General features: G+C 40.5%; 24 protein-coding genes and 1 pseudogene. 6 read left to right on the top strand and 19 right to left on the bottom strand.

Annotation, left to right across the window (positions count from 1 at the left end; all coding sequences use genetic code 11):
- Nucleotides 1-15: 15 nt before the first annotated feature.
- The 8 genes from H8Z82_RS07630 to H8Z82_RS07595 all read right to left on the bottom strand — a co-directional run bounded on the left by H8Z82_RS07630 (nt 16) and on the right by H8Z82_RS07595 (nt 9,895).
- Nucleotides 16-2,877 (bottom strand): glycoside hydrolase family 3 C-terminal domain-containing protein, encoded by a 2,862-nt coding sequence (locus H8Z82_RS07630; protein ID WP_186994767.1) that lies wholly within the window; start codon nt 2,875-2,877, stop codon nt 16-18.
- 183 nt (nt 2,878-3,060) lie between these two features.
- Complete coding sequence (locus H8Z82_RS07625; protein WP_243176419.1) at nt 3,061-4,278, bottom strand: ATP-binding protein; 1,218 nt, start codon at nt 4,276-4,278, stop codon at nt 3,061-3,063.
- A gap of 113 nt (nt 4,279-4,391) precedes the next feature.
- Nucleotides 4,392-5,096 (bottom strand): LytR/AlgR family response regulator transcription factor, encoded by a 705-nt coding sequence (locus H8Z82_RS07620; protein WP_019162588.1) that lies wholly within the window; start codon nt 5,094-5,096, stop codon nt 4,392-4,394.
- 203 nt (nt 5,097-5,299) lie between these two features.
- Nucleotides 5,300-6,049, bottom strand: a complete 750-nt coding sequence (locus H8Z82_RS07615) for an ATP-binding protein (protein WP_019162589.1) — start codon at nt 6,047-6,049, stop codon at nt 5,300-5,302.
- 22 nt (nt 6,050-6,071) lie between these two features.
- Complete coding sequence (locus H8Z82_RS07610; protein ID WP_118247149.1) at nt 6,072-6,266, bottom strand: hypothetical protein; 195 nt, start codon at nt 6,264-6,266, stop codon at nt 6,072-6,074.
- A gap of 16 nt (nt 6,267-6,282) precedes the next feature.
- Nucleotides 6,283-8,100 carry a cobaltochelatase CobT-related protein gene (locus H8Z82_RS07605; protein ID WP_186994763.1) on the bottom strand — a complete coding sequence of 606 codons (1,818 nt, stop codon included), beginning with the start codon at nt 8,098-8,100 and terminating at the stop codon, nt 6,283-6,285.
- Between the two features lie 6 nt (nt 8,101-8,106).
- Entirely contained in the window at nt 8,107-9,039 is a 933-nt protein-coding gene (locus H8Z82_RS07600) for an AAA family ATPase (RefSeq protein ID WP_019162591.1), read from the bottom strand.
- An 85-nt stretch (nt 9,040-9,124) separates the two neighbouring features.
- On the bottom strand, nt 9,125-9,895 hold the full coding sequence (locus tag H8Z82_RS07595; RefSeq protein WP_019162592.1) for an ATP-binding protein: 771 nt from the start codon (nt 9,893-9,895) through the stop codon (nt 9,125-9,127).
- Between the two features lie 168 nt (nt 9,896-10,063).
- Here H8Z82_RS07595 and H8Z82_RS07590 point away from each other — a divergent pair, with 168 nt between their 5' ends.
- Nucleotides 10,064-10,711, top strand: a complete 648-nt coding sequence (locus H8Z82_RS07590; RefSeq protein ID WP_117593155.1) for a TetR/AcrR family transcriptional regulator — start codon at nt 10,064-10,066, stop codon at nt 10,709-10,711.
- Here the strand turns inward: H8Z82_RS07590 and H8Z82_RS07585 are convergent.
- Together H8Z82_RS07585 and H8Z82_RS07580 are read right to left on the bottom strand one after the other, a co-directional pair.
- On the bottom strand, nt 10,633-11,259 hold the full coding sequence (locus H8Z82_RS07585) for a DUF3786 domain-containing protein (protein WP_186994762.1): 627 nt from the start codon (nt 11,257-11,259) through the stop codon (nt 10,633-10,635). The two genes, H8Z82_RS07590 and H8Z82_RS07585, sit on opposite strands and share 79 nt — an antisense overlap.
- Nucleotides 11,260-11,299: 40 nt before the next feature.
- Nucleotides 11,300-11,623, bottom strand: a complete 324-nt coding sequence (locus H8Z82_RS07580) for a hypothetical protein (RefSeq protein ID WP_330607878.1) — start codon at nt 11,621-11,623, stop codon at nt 11,300-11,302.
- 237 nt (nt 11,624-11,860) lie between these two features.
- Between H8Z82_RS07580 and H8Z82_RS07575 the strand changes: the two genes are divergently transcribed.
- Together H8Z82_RS07575 and H8Z82_RS17550 are read left to right on the top strand one after the other, a co-directional pair.
- Nucleotides 11,861-12,310, top strand: a complete 450-nt coding sequence (locus H8Z82_RS07575; RefSeq protein ID WP_186994810.1) for an Rrf2 family transcriptional regulator — start codon at nt 11,861-11,863, stop codon at nt 12,308-12,310.
- A 15-nt stretch (nt 12,311-12,325) separates the two neighbouring features.
- On the top strand, nt 12,326-12,454 hold the full coding sequence (locus tag H8Z82_RS17550) for a hypothetical protein (RefSeq protein WP_279289717.1): 129 nt from the start codon (nt 12,326-12,328) through the stop codon (nt 12,452-12,454).
- 347 nt (nt 12,455-12,801) lie between these two features.
- On the opposite strand, the gene H8Z82_RS07570 is transcribed toward H8Z82_RS17550, so the two are convergent.
- From H8Z82_RS07570 to H8Z82_RS07545, 6 genes are all read right to left on the bottom strand, one after another.
- Entirely contained in the window at nt 12,802-13,887 is a 1,086-nt protein-coding gene (locus tag H8Z82_RS07570; protein ID WP_186994760.1) for a hypothetical protein, read from the bottom strand.
- Nucleotides 13,884-15,407: an HlyD family efflux transporter periplasmic adaptor subunit gene (locus H8Z82_RS07565; protein WP_186994758.1), complete on the bottom strand. Its 1,524-nt coding sequence runs from the start codon at nt 15,405-15,407 to the stop codon at nt 13,884-13,886. The genes H8Z82_RS07570 and H8Z82_RS07565 overlap by 4 nt, the downstream gene beginning before the upstream one ends.
- Nucleotides 15,408-15,433: 26 nt before the next feature.
- On the bottom strand, nt 15,434-16,321 hold the full coding sequence (locus tag H8Z82_RS07560) for a carbohydrate ABC transporter permease (protein WP_226852677.1): 888 nt from the start codon (nt 16,319-16,321) through the stop codon (nt 15,434-15,436).
- Nucleotides 16,318-17,262, bottom strand: a complete 945-nt coding sequence (locus tag H8Z82_RS07555; RefSeq protein ID WP_186994757.1) for a carbohydrate ABC transporter permease — start codon at nt 17,260-17,262, stop codon at nt 16,318-16,320. The genes H8Z82_RS07560 and H8Z82_RS07555 overlap by 4 nt, the downstream gene beginning before the upstream one ends.
- A 53-nt stretch (nt 17,263-17,315) precedes the next feature.
- Nucleotides 17,316-19,784: an ABC transporter substrate-binding protein gene (locus H8Z82_RS07550; RefSeq protein ID WP_186994755.1), complete on the bottom strand. Its 2,469-nt coding sequence runs from the start codon at nt 19,782-19,784 to the stop codon at nt 17,316-17,318.
- Between the two features lie 84 nt (nt 19,785-19,868).
- The gene (locus tag H8Z82_RS07545; RefSeq protein ID WP_118419853.1) at nt 19,869-20,540 is read right to left on the bottom strand and encodes a response regulator transcription factor; all 672 of its coding nucleotides are present in this window, start codon (nt 20,538-20,540) and stop codon (nt 19,869-19,871) included.
- Nucleotides 20,541-20,683: 143 nt separating this feature from the next.
- Here H8Z82_RS07545 and H8Z82_RS07540 point away from each other — a divergent pair, with 143 nt between their 5' ends.
- Together H8Z82_RS07540 and H8Z82_RS07535 are read left to right on the top strand one after the other, a co-directional pair.
- Nucleotides 20,684-21,961, top strand: a complete 1,278-nt coding sequence (locus tag H8Z82_RS07540) for a sensor histidine kinase (RefSeq protein ID WP_186994753.1) — start codon at nt 20,684-20,686, stop codon at nt 21,959-21,961.
- A gap of 759 nt (nt 21,962-22,720) precedes the next feature.
- Complete coding sequence (locus H8Z82_RS07535; protein ID WP_226825030.1) at nt 22,721-22,885, top strand: hypothetical protein; 165 nt, start codon at nt 22,721-22,723, stop codon at nt 22,883-22,885.
- Nucleotides 22,886-22,969: 84 nt separating this feature from the next.
- Here H8Z82_RS07535 and H8Z82_RS07530 read toward each other — a convergent pair whose 3' ends face one another.
- Entirely contained in the window at nt 22,970-23,488 is a 519-nt protein-coding gene (locus tag H8Z82_RS07530) for a nitroreductase family protein (protein WP_186994751.1), read from the bottom strand.
- Nucleotides 23,489-23,611: 123 nt separating this feature from the next.
- On the opposite strand from H8Z82_RS07530, the gene H8Z82_RS07525 reads away from it, so the two are divergent.
- On the top strand, nt 23,612-23,935 hold the full coding sequence (locus tag H8Z82_RS07525; RefSeq protein WP_025579182.1) for a winged helix-turn-helix transcriptional regulator: 324 nt from the start codon (nt 23,612-23,614) through the stop codon (nt 23,933-23,935).
- A gap of 65 nt (nt 23,936-24,000) precedes the next feature.
- Here the strand turns inward: H8Z82_RS07525 and H8Z82_RS07520 are convergent.
- Nucleotides 24,001-24,186, bottom strand: a pseudogene (locus tag H8Z82_RS07520) (conjugal transfer protein); the annotation flags it as partial.
- 62 nt (nt 24,187-24,248) lie between these two features.
- Nucleotides 24,249-25,208: a PDDEXK nuclease domain-containing protein gene (locus H8Z82_RS07515; protein ID WP_207665007.1), complete on the bottom strand. Its 960-nt coding sequence runs from the start codon at nt 25,206-25,208 to the stop codon at nt 24,249-24,251.
- Between the last annotated feature and the right edge of the window lie 150 nt (nt 25,209-25,358).

The following is a 25,358-nucleotide window of genomic DNA, read 5'->3' as shown; positions in this document are numbered from 1 at the left end:
ATCCCACTTTCATCCTTATTCAGCATTCTTTCTTTTCTTATATCCTCTGATTACCAGTACTTCCATTCCTGCCATGAAAAGTACTATTACAATATCGATACCAATTCCTGCTTTTTTCCAGTTTTCCATACCTGTTTCTTCGTGTTCTCCATCATAAGCCCAGCTGCTTACAACTGTATACATGACATTTTTGCAGGCATTTCTCATCTGAAGTACAGATGTCGGATGCTCCGGATTGGCTACATTGTTCTCTTCTCCGTTGAATGTGGACAACATTACATCTACTCCATTTGCCAAAGCTGCATCTGCATTCATAAATCCATGACCATTGTTTCGGAAGAAGTCTGTAAGCGCCATTCCCCTGAATCCCCATTCCTCTCTGAGGACTGTATTCATAAGGTTACTGCATTCTCCAGTCCATTTATCTCCAAGGAAGCTCCAGGAAACCATAACTGCATTTGCGCCACCCTGTTTTACAGAAATTTCAAATGGTTTCAGATAGATTTCCCGTATTGCCTGCTCATTCGACCAGGCACTTACCATTTTGGCATTTCCTTCATACAGAGCAAAATGTTTAATATAAGAATAAACTCCATATTTTCTTGCTCCTTCTACTGCTTTTGCTCCCATATTTCCTGCAAGAACTCCATCTTCTGAAAAGTATTCATAGTTTCTTGCTCCAAATGCGGTTCTATGAGTATTCATACCTGGTGCATACCAGCCCTCTGCGCCCATTTCCTGACTGATCTTGCCCATGCATTCACCCCAGGCCTGTGCAAGTTCCTTATTCCATGTGGAAGCAACCACAACTTCAATTGGAAATCCAATAGAACCAACTCCTGTAAAGTTGTTATTAATTGCTGCTGGTCCATCGAAATCAAGTGTAGCCACTTTTCCCACAGAATCCATGGCTGCTGTCTGATAACCAGCCATTGCAATCATATTTGCCATTTCACCAACAGTAAGCTGATCCAGAAGTTCTTCCCAACGAGGATCGTCATAATCTGCATCACGCATATCAGCTAATGTAAGTCCGTTATCTGCTCCCGTTGTCGGCATTACATCCTCATCATTAAGATATGTAGTCTTATCAAAATTACTGTTCAGATGATATTCAGAAGCATATGGCTCGCCCAGTTCTGCAGATGCCGGTGCTGCTGTAGCCTCTTCATAATTTGCAAAATGATCAGCACGTGACAGATATGTCACATCGCCTTTTGCATCTTCAAATACATTTGTTGCTGCAATATCATCTGATGCTCTTTTATTTTCTCCCTCATATACTACATCAGCATCTGCAGTATAAGTTTTCTGATCAAGCACAGTGTGTGAATCACTGTTAATAGAGATCACGTAATCGCCTTTTTCAAGAACATACGCTTTTGCATTATTCTCATCATAAGAGGCCATATCTTCTATACTGAATGTAACTGTAACGGTCTGAGATTCTCCCGGCTGAAGCAGATCTGTTTTTGCAAACTCGATCAGATTTGCAGAAGCTTTCTCAATTCCGCCATTTGTATATGGTGGGTTATAATACACTTCTACTACATCTTTTCCGGCAACATCTCCTGTGTTGGTTACTTCTACATCTACAGAAATCTGTCCGTCTTTTTCCTCCAGTTCACCCATTTTCTGTTCAAATTCCGTATAACTCAGGCCATATCCAAATGGATACTGTACAGTCTTATCGTAATCAATCGCACCTTCCTGTGCAGCTGTTTCATAGTACTTGTATCCTACATAAATACCTTCCACATAATTGGTAAATGCCGGAGCATACACCTGCGCAGTTCCTGCGTTCATTCCTTCAACTGCCATATCTGCCAGATTTGTATACTCCGTTTTTTCTGCATTATTCCACCACGGAGCAGTCGTCATATCATAAATAAATGTATCCGGTGTTTTTCCGGAAGGATTGACTTCACCTGAAAATACTTTACCAAGTGCATTAAATCCCACATTTCCCGTTCCGGGGCACCATACAACAGATTTAATCTGAGGATATTCATCTGCGAAACCAAGTTCAAACTGATTTGCTCCATTATAAACCACAATCACATTATCAAAGTTTGAGCAAACCATATCCACCATATCTCTCTCAGTTTGTGAAAGCTGTAAATAATGCTCTCCCTCAGGAAAATCATCATATTCATCTGAATTATTATCATATGCTGCTTTTCTTACATCCATAGGAATATCATTATGACCTTCACCTGCTTTTCTGGAAAGAACCACAACTGCCACATCAGAATACTCTTTCGCACTTTTAATAAGCTCATCACTGTAAGTATCTACAGGTGGCTCCGGTAATGTCCAGCTCTGTTTCTGGATAGACATTTCTGGATTATCTGCACCATAATTGTTATAAAAATCAACCAGTTCCTGGTTAATAGAAAATCCGGCATTTTCAAGTCCCTGATTCAGACTGACAATATCATACAGATCATTAATTCCACCGGAACCAGCTCCTCCGTAAGCCGGATTAATAGATTCCCAGCCAAAAATATTCAGTTTTTTTGTTTCATTTAAAGGAAGTAGGCTTTCATTTTTCAGAAGAACAATTCCGTCTTCCATAATTTCTTCTGCTACTTCCGCAGCTTCTTCATTTGTTTCATCGCTTAAAGTTCCATTTCCCGTTGCCAGTCCAATCAACGTAGACATTGGTCCAAAACAGATCATATTCACGCAGACAACAACTGCAAGAACCATTGCGATCGCAGCTTCTCCTCTTATCAGAAATCTTTTGCCCCTGGACATCCTGCGGCATGCGATCATAATTACGATTCCAATTACAAGTGCAGCAATAATACCGATAATATACGGTTTGCATAATTGTAATACCGCCAGAACATCTTCCATTTCAACACTGATCATTCTCTTTTTTCCTCCTTTGACTCTCTTGTCTTTTTCAGGTATCATTTCCTGTTGACATTACTATAACATGGTTATTATTTCGTGCCGTTTTTGGCACAAGATGCAGCAAATATGGCACAAAATACTAAAAAAGGTCCACCGGACCTTTTTGTCGTATGCTTGGCAACAAAAATACCCAGAGCATTACAATACTCTGGGTAAAAGAATCTTTAATTCAAACCAGTTCTGCTGTACTCCAAATACTACAGAACCATCATATTTTTCTACAGCTTTACGAATACTCTTCAATCCAAAACCATGGTTTTTACTATCCTTTTTTGTTGTTGTAATCAGATCCTCTTCATTTTTGGAAATTTCTGCTTCACAATAATTCTCTATCTTGATGAACACAAATCCTTTTTGAGCGGATACTGTCAGATGGATCAGTCTTTTTTCCGGATCTGGAATCAAAATTACATGTTCAATCGCATTATCCAAAGCATTTCCAAATATAGAACATATATCTGTTACATGCATATGATCCAATAATTTTCCATCTGCCACACAGGTAATCTGTATATGATTTTTTCGACAATGGAAAATCTTAGCTGCCAAAATCGTATCAAGTACCTGATTCCCCGTTCTGCTTATATTTTCAAAAGCAGCGATTTCCTTTTCCATGGAATCAATCCATTTTTTTCGTTTCTCTTCATCTGATTCCGCACGAAGTCCCGTTATCTGGTGTTTCAGATCATGGTATTTCATTTGTATGAGATCCAGGCTGTCCTGATAATTTCGGTATTGATCATACTGGCTTTTCAGCATCACGTTCATTACTGAAAGTTCTTTCTCGGCAACATACTCACTGATCCTGCTCTGATAAGCATGCAGGATTGCAATTCCTCCAAAATCGATCAGTGTTCTGATAGAAAAAATATCTGCACGTTCTCTGCTAGCAAATGGTGCATTTTCATTTAAAAAGCTCAGATTACTAAAAGCAAAGATTGCAACAGCCATGATTGCCGCCGCTGCTACTTCCTTTACTGTCATCTGTTCAAGATAATTCTGCTTCAGGAGATCTTTTTCTAAATAAATATTAATAGTAAAGCAGCCTCCAAAAATAACCATCGTGATCAGAATTTCAACCCAGATGCTTTGATTCCCCCATGCCTGTACAATAGATACAATCTGCCACTGCAGCGAAGCTACAAACTCAGCAAGAACAAATGCACGGGCACAGCAATAAGCCGCTCCCAGAGGCTTCATATTTCCTCCGACCATAAGAAATCCATACATCATACCTGCAGCGATCATCATACAGGGAACCCACAAAATTTCAGTTACGCTGCCTGTCAAAGTCAGAAAGATACTCTGCATTGCCAACATGAAAAGACTGCCTATAAGAAAATGTACAGATTTCATGTTTTCTTTTTTTAGGATATAAAGATAAACCAAACATGATCCCCACTCTGCTATTGCCGTATAAATTCTTGGAATATCCTGATATAACATAGTATTCTCCATTTCGCATGAAATCATTCCATATTGAGGTTTTGCAGAAGCAGATTCATGAATTCTTTTTTTCTGGTTCTGCTGACAGGTATATGTACATTATGGATCACACAATCAGAACCAACAAATCCCTCTACATGATTCATATTTACCAGATATCCCTTTGCACATCGAAAAAAATTATGTACCGCAAGTTTTTCTTCGAGTTCTTTCATCGTAATTCTTGAACAGTAATCTCCTCTCGAAGTATGATAAATTACATTATGTCTCTGCCCCTCAATAAAATAGATATCTGCTATATCTATCTTTACAACTCCTTCCCCAATCGGAATCGTAAGAAATTCTTTAACCTCAGAACGCATACGACCAACTGCTTTATCCAGTTTCTGCGAAAAAGAAAAATACTCAACTGGTTTTACTACATAATCCATTGCATCAACTTCGTATCCACGTACTGCATATTGAATCATATTTGTAATAAACATAATAATTACTTTCTGATCCATCTGACGGATTTTTTCTGCTGCTGTCATACCGTCCATGAACCGCATCTGAATATCCATCAGAATAATGTCAAAACCGCCACTGTAATTCTCAGTGATATCTTCTCCATCACCAAATACCGTAACCTTTATTGATCTTCCCCTTTCCGTTTGATATTTCCGGATATACTCTGTTAATTGTTTTACGTAAATTTCTTCATCTTCCACAATTGCAATCTGTATCATCCCATACCCTCCACAAGAATTGCATTTTTTGTAACTGGATCAATCACACAATATAGTCCCAGGTTTTATTGTTATTTTATAAATAACTTTTGTTCCAGTATATCACTGCATCTCCCTTGCGTCAAGTGGATGTAATATTACAAATTATATCTGTATAATCTGGTTTTCTTTTATCATATATCCACAGTAAATCTCCTCATTCTTTAAATAGAAAGTAGAAATTCTGTTAAGTTTTCAATAGCATCTGGTTTTTCTGATAGTTCTTTCCCCATCAGTCCCTCTCTCATAATACTAGTATCCGCACTAAGAGATACAGCGACTCGACTTGAATTCCATACAGCTTCATACATCATTTCCTGATTCTCTTTTGTTGCTTTATTGAGAACGTAATAAAATGGTTTTCTAATACTTTCCGATAATTCCCCGATTTTTTTGGAAAGCTGTAGGGATTCATAGGATGGATCTATAATTATCAATATCAAATCTACACCGTTATCAATTCCACGTCCAAAGTGTTCAATACCAGCCTCCATATCCATTAGCGCAAATTGGTCTTCTGTAAGCCTGAGATTTTGGATAAATTGAGTCATAACAGTTCCCATAGCACAAGAACACCCTTCATTTGCTTGATGAATTTTTCCACTGCTCATCAGTTTTACACCATCCTTCAGACTATAATAATCTTCCGGTATATCATCTATTGTCCAGGTTTCCTCAAAAAACTGATGAGTAAATTTTGATAACATCATATCATTTAAAACATTTTGCTTACCACCGAAATAGTCTGTAAAATCTCTGGGAAGCTTCATACCTAGCTGTCGGTGTAGACCATAATTAGATTCATCGGAATCAATTACCAAAATTTCTTTTCCTCGTCTGGCTAAAGCCTTAGCCAAAAGGCTGGTTACTGTACTTTTTCCACATCCACCTTTTCCACAAACTGCTATTTTCATCTCTTATCTCCTTAAATACTTCTTACTCCACTTCCTCCAGTTCTGTTCCTTCTGGAAGAATATATCCGCAGTTATCACATACTCCGTCCTCTGCGAGTATCCCGTCTTTCACAAAGGCTTCAATGCCTCCCGGTTCATGACAGTGTGGACAATCTAATTCCTGTATCTTTTTCTGATTTCTTACATCCTGGCAATTGGCAAATTCAATTTTTCCCATAGTGATTTCTCCATTTTCATTCCATATCAATTTGTCTTCGCAAAAAAGTTCCTACCATACGGGAAAAATCGCTGATATTACGAATATAGGCAAAGTCTTTTCCATAGATTCTCTTTTCCACGGAGAGCTCTTCTTCATTCCCTACAAAAATACCAATTACGAAAATTCCCTGATTTCTGGCCCGACGCACCTCATATGCAGTATCTTTCACAGCTCCTTCTCCGTCATAGATCTTGGGCTGGCGGGTTCCTGGTCGTTGTATGCTCATATCACAGGGTTTTCCATCACTTAATACGATTAAAATCTTATTTTTTTCCGGTCGCTCCATGAGAGAGGAACAGACTGTTTTCAGTGCAAGCCCATCTCTGTTATTGGCATACGCCCGAAATTGAAAGATTCTTTCATTTGTTTCCCTTGGATCTTCATAATCCCGAAATCTCTGAAGTACTGTATATCCCCAGAAAGCACAGTATCCTGTCACCCGATGAGGAATTCCTGCCTGGCTTAATGCTTCACTGATAATATATCCCTGCGCCGCTACCTGAGCCTGTCTGCCAGCTTGGGAACCACTGGAATCAATCAGGACGTCTATTACAAACTCAGAATCTTCTGCTCTCTTTTTTCTATTAAATAACTTGTCATCGTCTGTTCTTCCAATTTTCCATAACCTTTCAGGAACAAGCTGCCCTGCATCAGATCTGCTGACAGAATCATCCTTTCGGATTATAAATGCCCGTTTCAGTGACTCTGCCAACACAGAAATATTTCTTTTGATGATCCAGTGATTATTTCCATAATAGGCTTTATTTTTTTCAAACTGCAGCTGAGAAAAACGGTATTGATTATTTTTTATGACAGGGTTCTGTAAAATTCCATCTGTAAGATACAGGATACAGTTTTTGTGGATTCCTGTACAAAATTTCCGGCTAATTCTGGCCTGCTCCGATTCACTCAGATACGATTTCCCGTAATTCAGTTCCACATATTCCCGTATCCGTCGCACTGCCTGTGGATTTATATTCTCCGAGCTTTCCGGAACTTCTTCATTTTCCGGAGAGAAATAAAATCTTTTTTTCTTTTTGTTTCTGATATCCAGACTCATCATCTTTTTTTTGAGATTAGAAAGATATTTTTGAATGATGTCTTCCATCTGTTCATCCGTCATGCATTCCTGCCACGCGTCATTGGCTAATGCCATATCCGGTAAATTCAGAATCTTCTCCAGATTTCCATTCCTTTTTTCAAAAGAGGGATCCAGAACATGATTATAAATCTCATCTATCACGTTTATGACATCTTCCGTATTTTCCGCATCCTTCAGAGAAAGAATCTTGTACAATGCAATCTCTGCCTGTGGATCCATTCCCTCATCGTCTGTGTTCTCCAGAACATGCCTTATATACAGAAGCCTAATCCTGTGAATCAGGTCTGTTCCAGCTTTGTCTGATACCTGCTCTTTCTCGGCCTTTTCCAATTCTCTGAACGCCTGTTCTCTGATTTCCTTTGTTCCCAAACGTTCTCGAATGATAAAACGCTCCACAGCAGCATCCATGCATAATCCAGCAAGAGGCAAAAGTATATCTTCTCCAGCAGAAAAATGTAATTTTTTCATCAAATACATGCCAAGTTTCTTCTGATCAAAATATCGTGCAAAGGCACCCTGCTTCACTGCCTCATATAGAACCGTTTGTTTTGAATAAACATATTTTTCTGTGTCCGGTTCAAATTCCATATCATAATCACCACTGACTGTCCAAAAAAGATTTCTGATACGATTGCTGATCTCCAGACGATGTTCTTCCAGTTGTTTCGCCGGCCATCTGACATCCTCCATACAAGTTTACCCCCATATGTCTTTTCCGGTCCAGGAAGATGGGATTCTGGTAGAAACCACATCTTCTATGATCTCTTTTTCAAATACATCAAAACTTTTATTTATGATCCCCATCTGGATTGCATCAATTGGAGAAAGTCCGCTTTTTGTTGCTTTTACAGCAGAAACCAGTCCTCTCAGGTCAAGAGATTTTGTTGAGATTTCTCCATGATAAGCTTTGATCTGCAAATCCAGAAACAGTCCTGCAAAAGCTTTCAGTGCACTTTTTTCCCCATCTGGAAAATGTTGTCTTAATACAAAAAGGACACTATCCTCATCCATTTCAGGCATATCAATTACCATAAACCTTGAAACCAATGCTTCATTTAGCTCTCTGGTACCTGCGTAGCCATAATTCATCGTGCCGATAAATCGTGTTGCCGGATGAAGTAAAATCCTGTTATATCCTGGAATATCGATTCTGCGCCGATGATCCAGTGTGGCATGCAGTACAGAAACCGCATCATTTTTTGCCATATTGATTTCGTCCAGGATTCCAAACCCTCCAAATTCCGCGCATTGGTAGATGGGGCCTTTCCGAAGGCGAACCTCATTATTTATAAAGGTATCCGTTCCAATCAGATCGGCACTGTCTGTATTTACATGAAAAGAAATGTCGTATTCCGGTCTTCCGAATATCCATGCCAGTGTCTCACATAGTACATTTTTCCCTGTAGCTTTCGCACCGGAAAGTAACAGGTTATCTCCCTGAAGAAGCGCTGCTATTGACATTTCCAGAATCTTTTTCCCATAAAACAGGATATCCGGTTTTTCTACCCGTTCCTTTACCTGATCCTCTACCTCATAACGCATGTGAAAATCTCTCAGTTCTCCAATTAGTTCCTGCGCTATCTTCTGGTCTTCTAAATATTTTTCTATTTCTGCCCAATGATTTCTCATGAAGATTTTCCTTTCTTTACAATTAGTTATGCCAAATCAGATAATATTTCTGTTTACTCAATCTTCAAACTTTCAATCCTCCAACTCACAATCCCAACTTCTTTACAATTTCTCCCAGTGCACTTCTTACAGGAGAATCTTTCGGAAGCTGTATGATCGGCTTTCCATCACAGTCATACTGATATACCTGGTCATCATGTGGCACAACCCCTAACAATTCCAGTCCCTGATTTCGAATTTCTTCCAGAGTTCCGGCATCCAGTTTTCCATCCGGAACACGATTCACGATTAATCCAGTTTTCTGTGGTTTAAAGTTTAACTCCTTCATCAGCTTTGCAATACGTCCGGCTGCCTGAACACCTCTTCTGGAACAGTCACTTACAAGAATCGCAACTTCCATCATTGGCAGGATTCCTCTGCTGATATGTTCCATACCTGCTTCGTTATCAACCACAATATATGGATAATGGCTTTGCAGTTTCTGAACCTGGGTCTGTACAAGACCATTTACAAAGCAATAGCAGCCCTGTCCCTGGGTTCGCCCCATTACCATCAGATCATAATCATCTTCTTCCGCAATCGCATCAGAAAGACGCATTTCCAGATATGCCTGTTTCGTCATACCAGATGGAATCTGATATCGTGGATCTACACCTGCCCGCTCAATTTCCTCTCTCAGCTCCCCAAGTGTGACCTCCGGCTCAACACCGAGCACTTCGTTCAAATTTGCATTTGCATCTGCATCCACCGCCAGGACCGGACGTTTTCCGCTTTCACATAAATACTGGATCAACAATCCACAAAGAGTTGTTTTCCCTACGCCACCTTTTCCTGATACTGCAATTACATGTCCCATGTTTTTCCTCCTAAAATTCTGAACAATCTGTTGACTTTTTCTTTAAACCTCATTATAGTTGTTACTATATAAATTACAATAATCAATCTGTGAGATTTGTATGGTTACTCAACACATCAGAAAAATTGTTGAGAAATTATATGATACTAACTAATACAGGAGTATATAATGTCAGAAAAAACGAGAAAACAAGATCGCCGTACCCGCTATACCAGGCAAACCATAAAAGATACGTTCTTAGAATTGTTAAAGCAGAAAAGTTTTACGAAAATTACAGTTACAGAGATCTGCAAAAATGCTGAAATCAACCGTGGCACTTTTTATCTTCATTACTACGATATCCATGATGTATTATCAGATATTTTTAATGATATGACTCAGGATATGTTAACAACTGTAGATCATTTATTCTGTCTAAATCAAAAAAGCTGTTCCTATCCGTTCTGTCAGAAAATACAGATGGAATCACAATACAGGGCACTGTTTCTGGATGATGCAATTGCCCCTATTCTTCTGGAAAAAATAGCAGAAAATACAAAAGAAGGCTATGTGACCTGGCTTATGTCACACAGCCTCCTGACCTTTGAACAGGCAGAATCGGTTTTTTATTTTCAAATGAATGGCTGCCTTTCCATCAACAGACTGATGCTCCGCAATCACTGTAATGACTGGAAACAGATTCAGACAGTAATCGACAAATTTATCAAAGCCGGACTGGAAAGTTTTCTGATTCATGATCAGAGAGAAGAAAATGCTTCCGATAATTTTTGCAGTAAAATTTCTCCAACTGTTACTGCATCTTCTACACTCAGATAATGATCGGCATGATCTTGAAGAAATAGTTTTCCCGATGCAGGAAATTCTTCATCCGCAAACCATATCTTTAAAGTTACCGGATATCTTGGCAGAACTGGAAAAACAGCACACAGATCCGCCTTTGTCTCTGTGAATTCTGCACCCAGACTTGTACATGCTTTCTGAATTTTCTCAGGCTCTTTGTCCTGCAAAAGTTTTTCCAGTTTCTGCTCTGCAGTCCGGTCAAACTTGGTTCCTCGAATCAATCCATCTTTCAGGTTACCAAAAGTAACGAGCTTCTGTGAGCCTTCTGTTCCATCGGCCATGTCCAGATAATGCAGCAATGTCAGATAATGCCATTCGTCCATGTTTGAGTTAATACGAAACTCAGGGAGTTGAATTTCAATCGTTTCATAAAAACTCAGTACTTCAAGCACATTTCGGCTGCTATGAAAAACAGCCCCACTTTTTGCAGCAATCTCCTCTCCAGAACGATTTTGTAACCGTTTTACTGCTGCCAGCAGCATTTCCTGAAATGCACGATTTTCTGTTTGATTTTTGTATTCCATAACTTCTCCTTTGCAAACATTTTATCGCATCATATAATAATCAATGTTTATGCAAGAATTTGGGTGGTTTCATAAATCTGGCTTTGTCCGGATTCTCTTTCATCCATTCCCGGGTAAAATCCATTACCTCAGTCATAGTTTCATAATCTTTTCCACAAAAACAGCAACTTGGGCATGTTGGACATGGCCATCCCTTATTTTTGAATCTGCATGCGTCTAAATGTCGGTATGCTCTTAATAAATTTGCTTCATATTCTTCTTTAGACTGTGAAGCTTCCCTGTTTTCACGATAATAAAGGTGATACATTTTTTTAGTCATATGTTTTTTGATTCTGGTATATAAATTTCCTTTTAATTTGTCCACAATCAGCATATTATACAATCCTCCGTAAGTTTTATTACTATGTTGACTTTTCCTTTAAATTTCATTATAGTTGTAATTATATTATTTACAATCATCAAAATAAAAAATATGTACAGTTTCTCAACACATTAAAAAGAGCTGTTGAGAACTTGGGATGTTTTTGACAAACCAGAAATATTTTCGCCTCAAAAACGTGAAACCAAAATCATTATATCATACTACAAGGAGTTTCTTATCATGAAATACTCAACGAAATTAAGCGATACTGTTCATGTGATGGTTCTGATTGCCATCAACAAGGAAAAATCTCTCTCCAGTGCCTCAATTGCAGAAAGTGTCCATACAAATCCCGGATTTGTACGCCAGCTTATGTTAAAACTAAAAAAAGCCGGACTTATGACCAGTGTAGCCGGACATGCCCGTCCTTCTCTTTCAAAACCAGCAGATCAGATTACATTGCTGGATATTTATAAAGCAGTTGAAGGTGATAAACCATTGCTTCATTTAGATACTCATACCAATCCAGAATGTGGCATTGGCATTAACATTCAGTTATCTTTGCAGGGATTTTATAATGAAATTCAAAAGACTGCCGAAGAAAAAATGAATACGATTACTTTACAGGATATCATAGATATCTACTATCAGCGGATATCTATAGAAAACAACTTACAAAATATCATTTAACAGGAGAACATTTTCATGTACCTTCAGCAAATACGAAATGCCACTATTTTTTTATATTATGGTGGAAAAACATTTTTAATTGATCCTATATTAGCTCCAAAAGGAAGCTGGCCTCCACGAACCATCAAAGCAATGACAGATTGAAAATATTTCAAATTAACCTTTCAAAGCCGATATTTTATTCCAGTTTTACTGAAATAAAATATCGGCTTCTATTATTTCAACCTGCTATCCAAATGGATGAATTCTATGAGACATTTTCAAATATCGGTAAGCTGAATGTACAGTTGGAATAGCAACTATTAACGAACCTTGACAGCCTAATAACTGCTTAGAACATTGCCAGAGGGATTTTATACCCTTTTGACAGGTTAATTGAGTGATGTTATAGCTGCATGGATCAATTTTTAGATTCATGGTACAGTTATCAGTTCAGATACTGTTCCGTGAATAATTCAGGTTTAAGTTCTTTTTTTGACATTTTCACGGATTTAATTCTGCTCCACTGGAAAATCCTTCCCTCGCCTTCCTCTGTCAGAGATTCTGTCATATCCCTTTTCATATACTTTCCGCAACAAATACAGAAAACAGGAACCCCCTCCTGCACAAACCGTTTTCCCGCCAAGAATCATACCTTCCGTCTGGGATACCGTCTTCGGAAGCATCAGATACAGCTTAAATTCTGCCACAGCCTGATTCACCTTTTCTTTCCAGAACCCAAAGTCAGACCACCTTGACGGAATCCATCCCTCCGGCCAGGTCAGATGTGTAAAAAGAAGCCAGACCACCGTCCCTGCCATTACACTGTACAGCAGGTTGCAGAACCAGTACTCTGTATCTTTCACTGTATAGTTCTTTTTTTCTCTGCTTATTTCCGTCCACAGACTGCCAGAAAGAACCGCCGGAAGCAGCAGTAATGCCGCCAGTCCTGCATTTTTCGGTAAAGTCGAGGATACCACAGTTCCCTGAAGTCCGTATTTCATCAGAAATCCGTTCACTGTACTTTCTTCGGTTTCTCCATTTCTCCTTCTGATAAACAAACGATTATAAAAAAGTTCCGTCTCGGTATCATCCGCAGAAGCCGCCCCGAAAACCAAAATTTTCTGTCCCCAGTCCGCAACTTTCCTGACAGTATAAGTACGTCCCTGAAACAGAATCTGACCACCCGGAACCTTATTGCCAAAGAGCTCCCAGGCAGTTGTACCATCAATCACGCAGCCATCCGGATCACCTTCTGTCAGAGCTGCTGCCTGCCAGTCATACCCTGCGGGATTTCCCTTAAGATACACAGTCATCGCCTGTGCCTGCCGGTTTCCTTCTTTCGCAGAAATCTCCCTCAACCCTGCATCTGCATAAAAACATACATCATAAGGCTTCTCACTTTTTCTTTCCTGCTTCAGGATATTTTCTGCTCCTTTCCTGTCAGGATAAGCTGCGGACAGAAACACCGATACTGCTGTATCATTTCTGATCTGCACATAATTATAGACTCCCAGAAAATAAATACAGAAAATAATCAGCCACACAGTCAGAGTACCGGCTTTCCTTAAAAAGGCACTCTGACTTCTGACACTCATTCCTCCAGCAGCCTGATCCGGCTGCCGCTGCCGATCTCTCTGTCACTGGAAGTCACGATTTTCTGGTCACTTGATAAATCCCCGTTCTCCAGCGCAGCAGTGGAAGAATTTTTATCTTTCACATTCACATACGTTTTTCGCGCTACCAGTACCTCACCCAGGACGGTGTTCTGTGTATCTGTCACATAAACATAGTATCTGCCATTTTCCTCATACAATGCGCTCAGCGGAACACAGACATTAAAAGGACCTGCATCCTGAGAAATTGTAAATTCCGCAGTATCTCCTATGGAAAGAGTTCCCTCCGGTACCTGTACAGAAAGAATGTACTGATTTTCATTACTGCTGTCCTCTTTCACAGACTCTACTTTCGCTCCTGTAATCTCTTTTTCATCCGCACCTTTTAAAATTACCTCTCCGCCACTCTTTATGTATTTCAGATCATCTTTGCTGACCTCTGCCTGAAACCGAAAGGTTCCTTTGGATTCATAAAGGACAACCGCAGCTTCCGCTCCTGTCTGGCTTCCTGTCACTGCACTCAGGCTCTTTATCACACCATCACAGGGTGCTTTCACTTTTCCCTTTCGTGCCAGCACTTTCTGCAACGTTTCCAGATCTTTCTGCGCAGTCTCAAGTTCCGCCTGCGTATTCTCCAGCGTGGAATCCGAAGCATCACCGATCTGCGTATCCCGGATTGCCTGCTCTGCTGACTGAAGTTCTCTTCTGCGGCTGAGCATGGCTTCATTGACCGCCTCCTCTTTCGCCCGGATATCATCAATCAATGCCTGCTCCTGAGAATTGTCCTGCGCATTCGAATTGTCGCCGTTTCCTGATGTATTTTTATTCCCTTCGCCATCTGTGCGATCCGTATTTCCGGAATCATCGGAGTTCTCCGGATCATCTGTATTCCCGAAATCGTCTGTATTTCCCGGATCATCAAACTCGCTGGAATCACTGAACTTCTCCTCATCCGGTATCTTATCCTGTACGTCATTCTGCGCCGCATCCCGCTGTGCGTAATAATCCTGAAGCTTCTGTCTGGCTATGGCTGCCTCATTCTGTGCCGCCTGCACACTGTAATTTCCGCTGGAAACCGCACTGTTATAATTTTCCTGTGCATCTGAAAACTCATTATTTCTCTTCTGCTGATTCACAGACTCTGCACTGATCAGATCATTGATCTTCCCCTGCAGAACATCTATGGCATCCTGTTTTTCCTTTATGGTTTTTTCTAGATATTTTACAGAAAACTTCAGCAGCGCATCCCCTTTTTTCACATTCTGTCCTTCCTGCACATAAACCTGCTCCACCTTCTGTCCCTCCTGGGTAAAAACTGCCCGTTCTCTGGTTCCCATCACTTTACCTGTGCCGGTCACCTCATGCGTGATCACCTGATTCTGAGCTGTTTTTGTCTCTACCTGTGCTACATTCACCGAATCTGCCGCCCTGGACAGAAAAGTAAACAAAAGCATCAGGGCAAAAAATCCTGCCAGAATTTTTATCAGTTTTATTTTCTTCATAGATAAATCCTCTCGTTTCTGTCGCTCTATTCCTTGATTGCCGTGGATATGATCCCTTGTTCCAGATAATCCTGCCCTGCCAGAAAAACGATCACTGCCGGGATCAGAACCAGAACAGATACCGCAAATGCCTTTCCTGTCTGGGAGATATCGATCTGTGGAAGGTACAGAGACAGCGGCCACAGACTTTTGGTCTTCAGAAATGCCATTGGCTGTTCGATCAGATTCCAGTATTCCAGAAATCCCAGAACCAGTGCCGAAATGATACCCGCAGAACCCAGAGGGATTCCGATTCTGATAAAAATAAGCAGCTCACCCGCCCCGTCCAGCCGCGCAGATTCCATCAGTGCCTCCGGAATACTCTCAAAGAAACGATACATGATAAAAACCGGAAACGTGGAAAAGGCCGCCGGAAGAATAATCCCCCACAGATGATCCAGAAGTTTCATCTGATCCAGAACCAGATAATTACTGAGCATCATTACCTGAAAGGGCATCATCATCAATGCCACATAGATCATAAACAGCAGATTTTTTCCCGGAAAACGATATCTGGCAAATCCCCACGCTGCCGGTACTCCCACCAGGATCTGCCCTGCCAGAACTCCGACAGTAATCTTTACGGAATTCCAGAACATCACAAAAAACTCCGGAGAATCCAGCAGGACTTTCACATAGGATCTCAGCGTCGGATAAAGCGGAAGTACTCTCCAGAATACATAACTGACTGCCTGACCGGAAGCAGATCCACTGTCTGCTGTCAGTACCGCCCCCAGAAGATCATTTAATTCCTTCTGCCCCATCAGTGATCCTGTAACTGAAAAAAATACCGGAAATACTGCCACCAGTGCAAGGAGTACAAGGAGCAGGCTTCCTATCTTCCTGATACGGAATATCTGCATAACTTTTCTCATTCTGCCCCGCCTTTCCCCCAGGCTTTCCACAATCCCAGGATCAGCAGAAAAATCACCAGTCCGGTCACCACTGCCGCAGCCGACATCTTATCCAGCGACAGGTCCCTGTACCAGTTGTTAAACAGATGCTGAAGCAGATACATTTTTTCCTGCGGATAATCACCGGCCACCAGATATGCCTCACGGAAAACCTTAAATGCATTGAGTACAGAAAGTACCACGATCGTAAAAAGGGACGGGAGCAGATTCGGGAGTGTGATCTTCGTAAAACATTTCCACTCCCCTGCCCCGTCCACTTTTGCTGCCTCGTAAAGTGCCGCCGGAATGGCAGACAATCCTGCCATCCAGAGCACTACATCATATCCAAGATTTCTCCATATATAACTGATCACCAGTACATAAAAAGAAGCACCTGTATTCATCCAGTCAGTCGTCTGAACAGATAACATATGAAGCAGGTGATTCAATAAGCCCTGATCGTCAAAAAGCAGTCTCCACAGAAGTACCACTGATGCTACAGGGATTGCCATTGGCAGAAGAAAGAAACTTTTCAGAATCTGCGTAAATCTTTTCTGCCCTGCAAGCAGGACTGCTATGATCAGAGACAATACCACCAGCAGCGGCACACACACTCCGAAGAACCGAAGTGTGTTGCCTGCTGCCAGACGAAACGCTTTGTTTGCAAATATCGTCCTGTAGTTCTCTATCCCCACAAATTCTCCATTCACTGCCCCGCAAAAAGATCTGCGGATCACATCCACATACGGGATCAGCCAGAAAATGCAGACACCTGCAAAACTCGGAAGAATAAAAGCCAGACCTTTTTCTGTATTTCTGAAAGCTGCAGATCTTCTGCGATTTCGTTTCCGACTAAACAGCAAATCTGATTTTGCGTTCCGTTTCTCTGTTAAAGATAAGTGTTCTTTTAAATTAATCTTCATTCTCTTAAACTCCCTTACCTTGCAGTATTGGGTAATCAGCAGCAGACAGCCGCTTATTCAGATAAATACAGATTTACTTCCTGCATGATCTCTTTCACAGCATCATCCAGCCCCGTTTCTCCATTGAGGTATTTCTCACCGGATTCCGTTACTGCATTTCGGATGATCTGATTACTCTTTGCAGGTACAGTAAGTGTTTTTCCCAGATCCATGATGTTCTGTATTGCTTCATCTTCCGGAATGATCTCGTCCATCTCAAGCTGTTTGATATTACCATCTCCCGTATCATAAGAGGTTTCGATCGAGCCAATGGTATCTCCACTGGATTTTCCCATTTTCCAGTAAGCCATATCTTCATAAACCTTGCTGTTTACAGCCAGTCCTTCATCATTGCTTGCTCTCTGGGATTCCTCTTCAAACAGGAACTTTACGAACTTCTCTGCCGCTTCTTTTTCAGATGCCTTTGCACTGATTCCCACAATGCTCCTTGGATAGAAACAATTCTCGCTTTGTCCGTTCAGAAGTCTGTAATCCAGATCCGGATCTACTTTTTTTGCAGAATCCAGATACACCAGACCCTCCGGTGAAAGCAGACCGCCTGCCGCCACTGTATTGACTTTTACAAGCAGATCCGTTATCGATCCTGCAATATTTGTATATCCGGAACGATCTGAATTCGCCCAGTCATCACCCATCTGGTAAGCTTTCTTTGTCTCTTCTATCGCATCCTTCTGAGTCTGCCAGATCCTGTTTACCTGCTCCAGATATTCTTTCAGTGCATCTTCTTTGAGGGTTCCGTCCTCGTTCATCCATGCCGATGTACTATTGTCTATGGTTCCCTGTATCAGCCAGGATGGTGATATGGAAAAAGAGCTGAAAAATTTCAGTTTTCCATAGCTGTCTTTCTGGCTTTCCGCTGCATCAGCCTCTGTTGTCAGATCCGTAATTCCGGCGATGATATCCTTATTTCCCTCTATCATCGGAATGCCGAACTTGACAGGCATGGTATAAATGCTTCCATCCTCTTTTGTATATGCATCTTTGATATTTGGCAGGATATCTTCGTCTTTTAATACCCCGCTTAAATTCTCCAGCATTCCTCTCTCTATATAGGTATCCTCTGAAATTCCATCCAGCAGCAGAACATCCGGTCCTGTTCCGGCCATGATCTCTGTATTGAGCACTTTCAACGCATCCGTATCTGTGACGGAATCATCTCCTGACATTCCCGCCTCAATATTCACATAAATATCCGGATATTTTTTCTGGAAAAGCACTGCTGCCTGTTTTATGAAGTTACTGTCTTTCAGGGAATAAACTGTCAGCTCTGTATCCGGTGTCGTTGGGGTATCTTTGGAATATACATAGGAATAAATTCTGATATCCTCGCCTGCATTACAGCCCACATAGAAATTTCCATCGCTGTCCTGTCCCCATGCTACAGTTCCTGTATCCGGTGAACTGAGCGAATTCAAGGAACCATCGATTATCTGTTCCACTGTGCTGCCTCCCAGAACATATCTGTAAACACCGGTATGATCAATATAAAAAAGGCTGTTATCCTCATCTCCCTTTAAGAACATAAGCGGAAAACTGCTGGTTGTTGTCCAGTTGACATCCTGCTCATCAGACTGGATCTGCTCTGTAAGCGCGCTGATATTGTCCAGTGGTTTTCCAGTATCCAGATCATATCCGTGAAGAGTCTGATCCTGAATGGTAAACAACATTTTTCCTGCTGTTCCGATAAAATCAACATTGATTCCTTCCTCATATCTTCTTACCAGACTTCCATCTGAAGGATTGATCTCTGCTACGCCATTATCGGGATCTACGATAAGAACTGTCCCATTCTCTGTGAAACATGCCTGAAATGTATAGGAAGACTGAAGCGTATCTCCGGTATCAACTTTCTGTACATTTCCATCAGGGGAAAGATAGAAAAATTCCATTTTCAGGTTGTCATACGCAGAATCCTCTTCCCCACTGTCGGCTGTTGTCTGTGCATTTTCATTGTCCCTGTCAGGAGACAGATCTGCCCCGACAAGTATACTTCCATCCGCTGCTGCAGAGACAACGCTGATATATTCTCCCAGATTCTCCTTAAGCCCCAACAGTTCTTCCAGACTTTTTCCATTCGTCCAGGTTTCTCCATTATCTGCAGAATCTGCTGCATAATAACAGTTATCTGCTGTACTGTAATAAACCATGCGCAATGCACCTGAGTCGAGTACTTTGACATCTCTCAGAAACTGGCTGTTTTCAGGTACTGTAAGATCATTTTCCAGAAAACGTCCCATTGCTTTTGTGCTCTCATCTTTTGTTTTTTTGCCATCTGAATTGTCAGTATTTACATTCACAAGATCTGCTGTATCTGCATTTCCTGCCTGATTGCTGCTTCCTGTTTTTCCTTTGCTTCCGGAATTTTTTCCATCTGCACCGCCACATCCGGCAAACAGGCTGCCGGTAAGTGCGATCACTCCGGCAACGGCGATTCCCTGTTTCCATCTTTTTATTTTTCTCATATCAGGATATACCTCCATGTTTTTATTTTCTTTCTGTCCCTCTCAGGATAAATGGATTGTAACAGGCAAATCTCTAAACTTTCTCTAATTTTCCAGCCGATATCCAATTCCCCGGACGGTTTTCAGGTTCAGTGTACTTCTGACACTTTTTAATCTTCGCCTCAGAAAATGAATATAATTATCCAGATTTCCATCCTCCACCTCGCTGTCTGCTCCCCAGACACGGTTGAGGATCACCTCTCTCGGAAGTGTCTGACCGGCGTTTCGAAGCATCAGCTCCAGAAGTGCTCCTTCCCGTTTGGAAAGGGTACATTCCTTTCCGTTTCCTTCCAGTCTGCCGCTTTCGGGATCAAAAATAAGATCTCCGAGCGATAATACTGCCGTGTTCTCCCATCTTCCGGGTCTTCGAACCATGCACTGTATTCTTGCCAGAAGTTCTTCGAAGGCAAACGGCTTCACCATATAGTCATCTGCGCCGCCTTTCAGTCCGGTCAGTTTATCCTGTAATTCTCCCAGTGCAGTCAGCATGATCACCGGTGTGGAAACATGATTCTTTCTGGCTTCCTGCAAAACAGTGATGCCATCCATGGACGGGAGCATCCGGTCCAGGATCACCAGATCATGGCTTCGTTCTTTCATATAATAAAGCCCTTCTTCTCCGTCATCGCAGATATCTGTCTCATAGCCTTCTTTTTCGAGCTGAAATCTCATGCTCTCTGCCAGTTCCCTGTCATCCTCTATCAGTAAAATTTTCATCTGTTTTCATCCTCCTGATCTTTCATTATACATGAGTTTTCTCTAAATTGTCTCTATACTCGGTTACAGGAATTTTTTTAGAGATTATTTACAGGTTTTCATGATACAATTACCATACAATCTCATAAAGGAGTAAATATTTCATGTTTCGCAGACTTCATATTCAAATGACTTTTTTCTCTGCTCTGATCATCGGCATCGTCATTTTTATTATGACAACTGCCTGTAATTTCATCGCAGAAAACAGCACACGCCAGAATGCGTGGAATACCTTTCAGAACAACGCCATCTCCTGTATCTCTCATCTGGAAACGCAGAGTATCATCAGCAGTGACTGGATTTTGCAGGCAGAAAAAAATTATGATATTTCCATGGATATCAGAGACAACGGAAATTCTCTTTATCTGAAAAAACTACAGACGGATTCTCTGGATGAAACGATTTTCCGGAAGGCAGAAGAAATCTCTGCTGCTTCCTATGCACTTGATCTTTCCAATCCCGGTGCGGTCAGTAAACTGACAAAACGGATCTTTTTTCAGATGAAAGATTTCTATGTTTCCACTGCTCTGATCCCCAAGAGCCACGGAACCGTCAGTATGATCATCCTGTATTCCCTGGATTCTGTAAAACACAGGATTCTGTTACAGAGACTTGCATTCTCCGGCGCAGCTTTTCTGGCAATTCTGGCTCTGAGTATCTGTTCCTGGTTCTTTACCGGAAGAATGATCACTCCCCTGGAAAAAAGCAGGCAGGAACAGACCGAATTTATCGCTGCTGCCTCCCATGAGCTTCGCTCCCCTCTGGCAGTAATCCTGTCCGGAATCTCTGCCATGAAAAAGGCAGATCCGAAAGAACAGGAACATTTTCTTTCAGTCATAGAAAAAGAAGGGACACGAATGTCCCTCCTGATAAATGATATGCTCTCTCTGTCAAATGCAGATAACCATTCCTGGAAAATGCATCCTGTTTCCTGTGAACTGGATACTTTACTTCTGGATACCTACGAAAAATATGAACCCCTGATGCAGGACCACCATATGAAATTTTTCATTGAACTTCCGGAAGAGGAAATCCCTCCCTGTCCCTGTGACCCGGAAAGGATCAGTCAGGTGCTTGGAATCCTTCTTGACAATGCCATCAGTTATGTCCCCGCAAACGGGAAAATTGTTCTTTCCCTTTCACAGACCGAAGCGCACTTTCTTATCCGCGTCAAAGACAACGGACCCGGTATTCCGGATTCTGCCAAGACTTCTGTTTTCCGGCGTTTTTACCGGGCAGATTCTGCCAGAAATAACAGGCAGCATTTTGGTCTGGGACTGTGTATTGCGTATGAGATCATTTCACTTCATAAAGGAACAATCTCTGTACTGGATACCCCGGGCGGTGGTTCTACTTTTCAGATTTCTCTGCCGTTGGCATAACACAGTAATTTTCTGTAACATAAAAACCGGAACGAACATACGGCTTCTCCCACATATTCGTTCCGGTTTTCTAATATTCATTCCTCTGATGGATTCATAGGTCGAGTAGGTGCACCCCTTACGGTCGTACACCCCTCACAGAACTCCGGACGTGCGGCTTTCCCGCATCCGGCTCTTTGCGAAACGAATCGTTCACATTATCATTCGTATATATTGACATATATCCGGGGTCTTACCAGTGGATAGCTGTTATCCAGCATATTTAGAAATTCTACCCAATTATAGCTTTTCTTCTGGCTTCTCCGGTTCAGACAATAGAACAGGCTTCTCATGATGTTATATCGGAATGCCGTTATACTTTCTTAATGTTTATTTTTGACTTTCTCCCAAATTCGGGAAAACTTATATTTGTATCAGCTAAAATGTTGATACATAAAAAAGGGCAGTCAGTGTAAAAAAGTAAAATTTTATGTACTCTGGCAGCTATCTTTGTTATTTCTCCTGCTCCGGTAACATTTCTTTTTGCTTATTTTGCCCTAAATGCCCTTAATTCCCTGATTCATATTTAACTGTAACTGTTTATAATCTCTTTTTTTAATCCCTATCATATCTTTTGACTCCTAATTCTATCAAAATATGGTGTTTCAATTCATCTTTCTAGAAATGTACTTTGTCAACTTTTCCGTTAATATCGTTCGATATGCCCATTGTAATTATGAGCTTTTTCAAGAAGAACGAAAGATACTGCTGGAAAAGTGTATGACAGTTTTACAGCAGTATCTTTCTGGTATTCAAAAACAAGATACGAACGAATGGGAAAAACAGGTCAATCCGTATCATGTTGCCAATCTACAACGTATGACGGATATTGTCTTAGCTGAAATTAGCGGTACAGAACGACTTTTTAAAGCTACAACAAAATAGAATATATGGAAATAGGGCTTGCGGAGCATACTATATAGAGTATGACGCAAGCCTTTTGTCCCAACCTATAATCTCTGTCCAAATTTATAAATAATCATAAGAAACTAATTCTTCCATAGGAATACGTGTTTCTGAATGACGTTCTGAATCTTCTGCAATACCTTTTCCATAACCGATAGCCAAAATATTGATAGGCTCTAAATTATCCGATAACTGAAATTCTTTCTTGATTACATCTGGTTTAAAAAAGCATACCCATACAGTTCCTAATCCTAATTCTGTCGCCTGCAACATCATATGATCTGTTAAGATAGAAGCATCTATATCTGTCGTCTGTTTATTATCGAAAGGTCTTGTCCATGCCTTTGAATGGTCTGCACAAACGATAATTGCCAGTGGAGCATTGTAAATATTTCCAGCTTTAGCAATGCTTTTTAATCGCTCTTTGTCCTGTACCACTAACAATTTAACCGGCTGTAAATTCGCCGCAGTTGGTGCAACATGAGCACAAGCAAGTATTTTTTCTAACTTTTCTTTTTCAACTGGTTTATCTTCATATTTTCTAACAGAATATCTTTTCTTAGCAATATCTAATAATGACATATTAAAATCTCCTTAATTCTTGTATATTAGGTCAACCTATACTATAATTCTATCTGAAATAGTATTTTTGTACAAGAACGCACTATTTTGTAATATACTACCCAAAAAGGAAGTGAAGATATTATGGGAAATAATTGTTGTGGTTTTAGCTGTCCAGTTGAGGCAACCATTCAACTTATTGGTGGAAAATATAAAGCTGTTATTTTATGGCATTTAATGAACAAAACGTTACGGTACAATGAAATTCATAAACTAATTCCGAAAGCAACTGATAAAATGCTAGCTCAACAGCTTCGAGAGCTTGAAAAAGATGGACTTATTAACCGTAAGGTTTATCCAGTTGTTCCTCCAAAAACAGAGTATTCTTTAACAAAATTCGGGGAAACACTGACACCCATTCTTGATGAACTATGTAATTGGGGAGAACAATATTTGATTCAAAAATAAATGTCATGGTAAATAACTTTTTATAAATTATTTACCATGACATTCTTTTAGCATTTTTTACAAACTTATCCTACAATCTTCCAGTTATCGTCCTTATGAAGCACAAGCTCATACTGTGAGATTTGTGTCATTTTCGACTTGTTATCCAGATACTTTACGGGCACACTGACTTTGAGGTTGTCGCCATCTTTGGTAAAGACAGGGTTTACCAGTTCTGAAAATACATAGTCGCCGGATACAGGAGCAAGCACGAAACTGTCCAAGTCGTCCAACAAGTAATCTGGTAATTCTTCTAACTGCTCATAGATACGGTTCAGTTCCGAAATGGAGATATTATATTTCCATGATCCAATTGCATTAATTCTATGGTTTCCTGCGATTTTTCTGCACATAATATAAGAGCAACCGGACTTTCTTCACCTTCTACTCTTTCATTTTTTTCCAACCATCGCAAATACAGTTCAACTTGTCCTTTATCTTGCGGTTCAAATTCTCCAAGCTTTAACTCAACAAGAACCAGCCTTTTCAAACCTCTGTGATAAAACAATAAATCCATATAATAGTCTTTACCATCCAGCACAAAATGCTTCTGCCTTGCCAAAAACGCAAAATCCGATCCCATTTCCAAAATAAATTTTTCTAATTCCGCAAGAATGGCATTTTCCAAATCTTTTTCACTATAAGTATCACGTAAACCAAGAAAATCAAGCATGTATGGATCTCTGTAAAAAAGATCCAGACTCATTTTTCCATCATCCCGTAATTCGGCAATCTCATTTTTTATTGTTTCTTCTGGTTTCTTCGATATTGCAGTGCGTTCATAAAGCATAGATTTTTTTCTTTCACGCAATGTCCTCACTGACCAGTTCTCTTGCATACACATTGCAGCATAAAAGTCTCTCTTTAACTCGTCGTGTATTGGCAAAATCTCTACAAAATGTGACCAGGTCAATTGTTGCGACAGTGTCGCAACTTTTTCGAAGTCAGGAAATTCCTGATAAAATTTAATCATTCTCGAAATTGATGTTTTATCAAATCCAGAACCATACTCCTGTTCCAAACGTTTACTGACTTCTGCAACAACTTTTTTTCCATACTCAGGCTTATTATCTCCGGTGAACTCCGCACTAAGTCTTTTCCCAATTCCCCAGTTAAGTGAGATAATGGCATCGTTCACAACTTTCTTTACATCCGTTTTCTTTTCTCTGATCAATGCATTTATTTCATCGTAAATGTTATCAATATTATTTGCTACTATTATTTCTTTTTTCATTATTGATTCCCTTCTATAATTTAAAATACCAACTTGGCATTTCAAAATCGTACCAACAGGTTATTGTTATATTATCCTATTTTTCTCGTTCTGCCTACTGCAATTTTATATTCTCATACAACAATGAGGTCGCATTCCACGACCTCATCA

This window comes from Blautia difficilis (genome assembly GCF_014297245.1).
In the GTDB taxonomy this organism is placed as follows: domain Bacteria; phylum Bacillota; class Clostridia; order Lachnospirales; family Lachnospiraceae; genus Blautia_A; species Blautia_A difficilis.
This window is presented reverse-complemented; position numbering and strand designations above follow the sequence as displayed.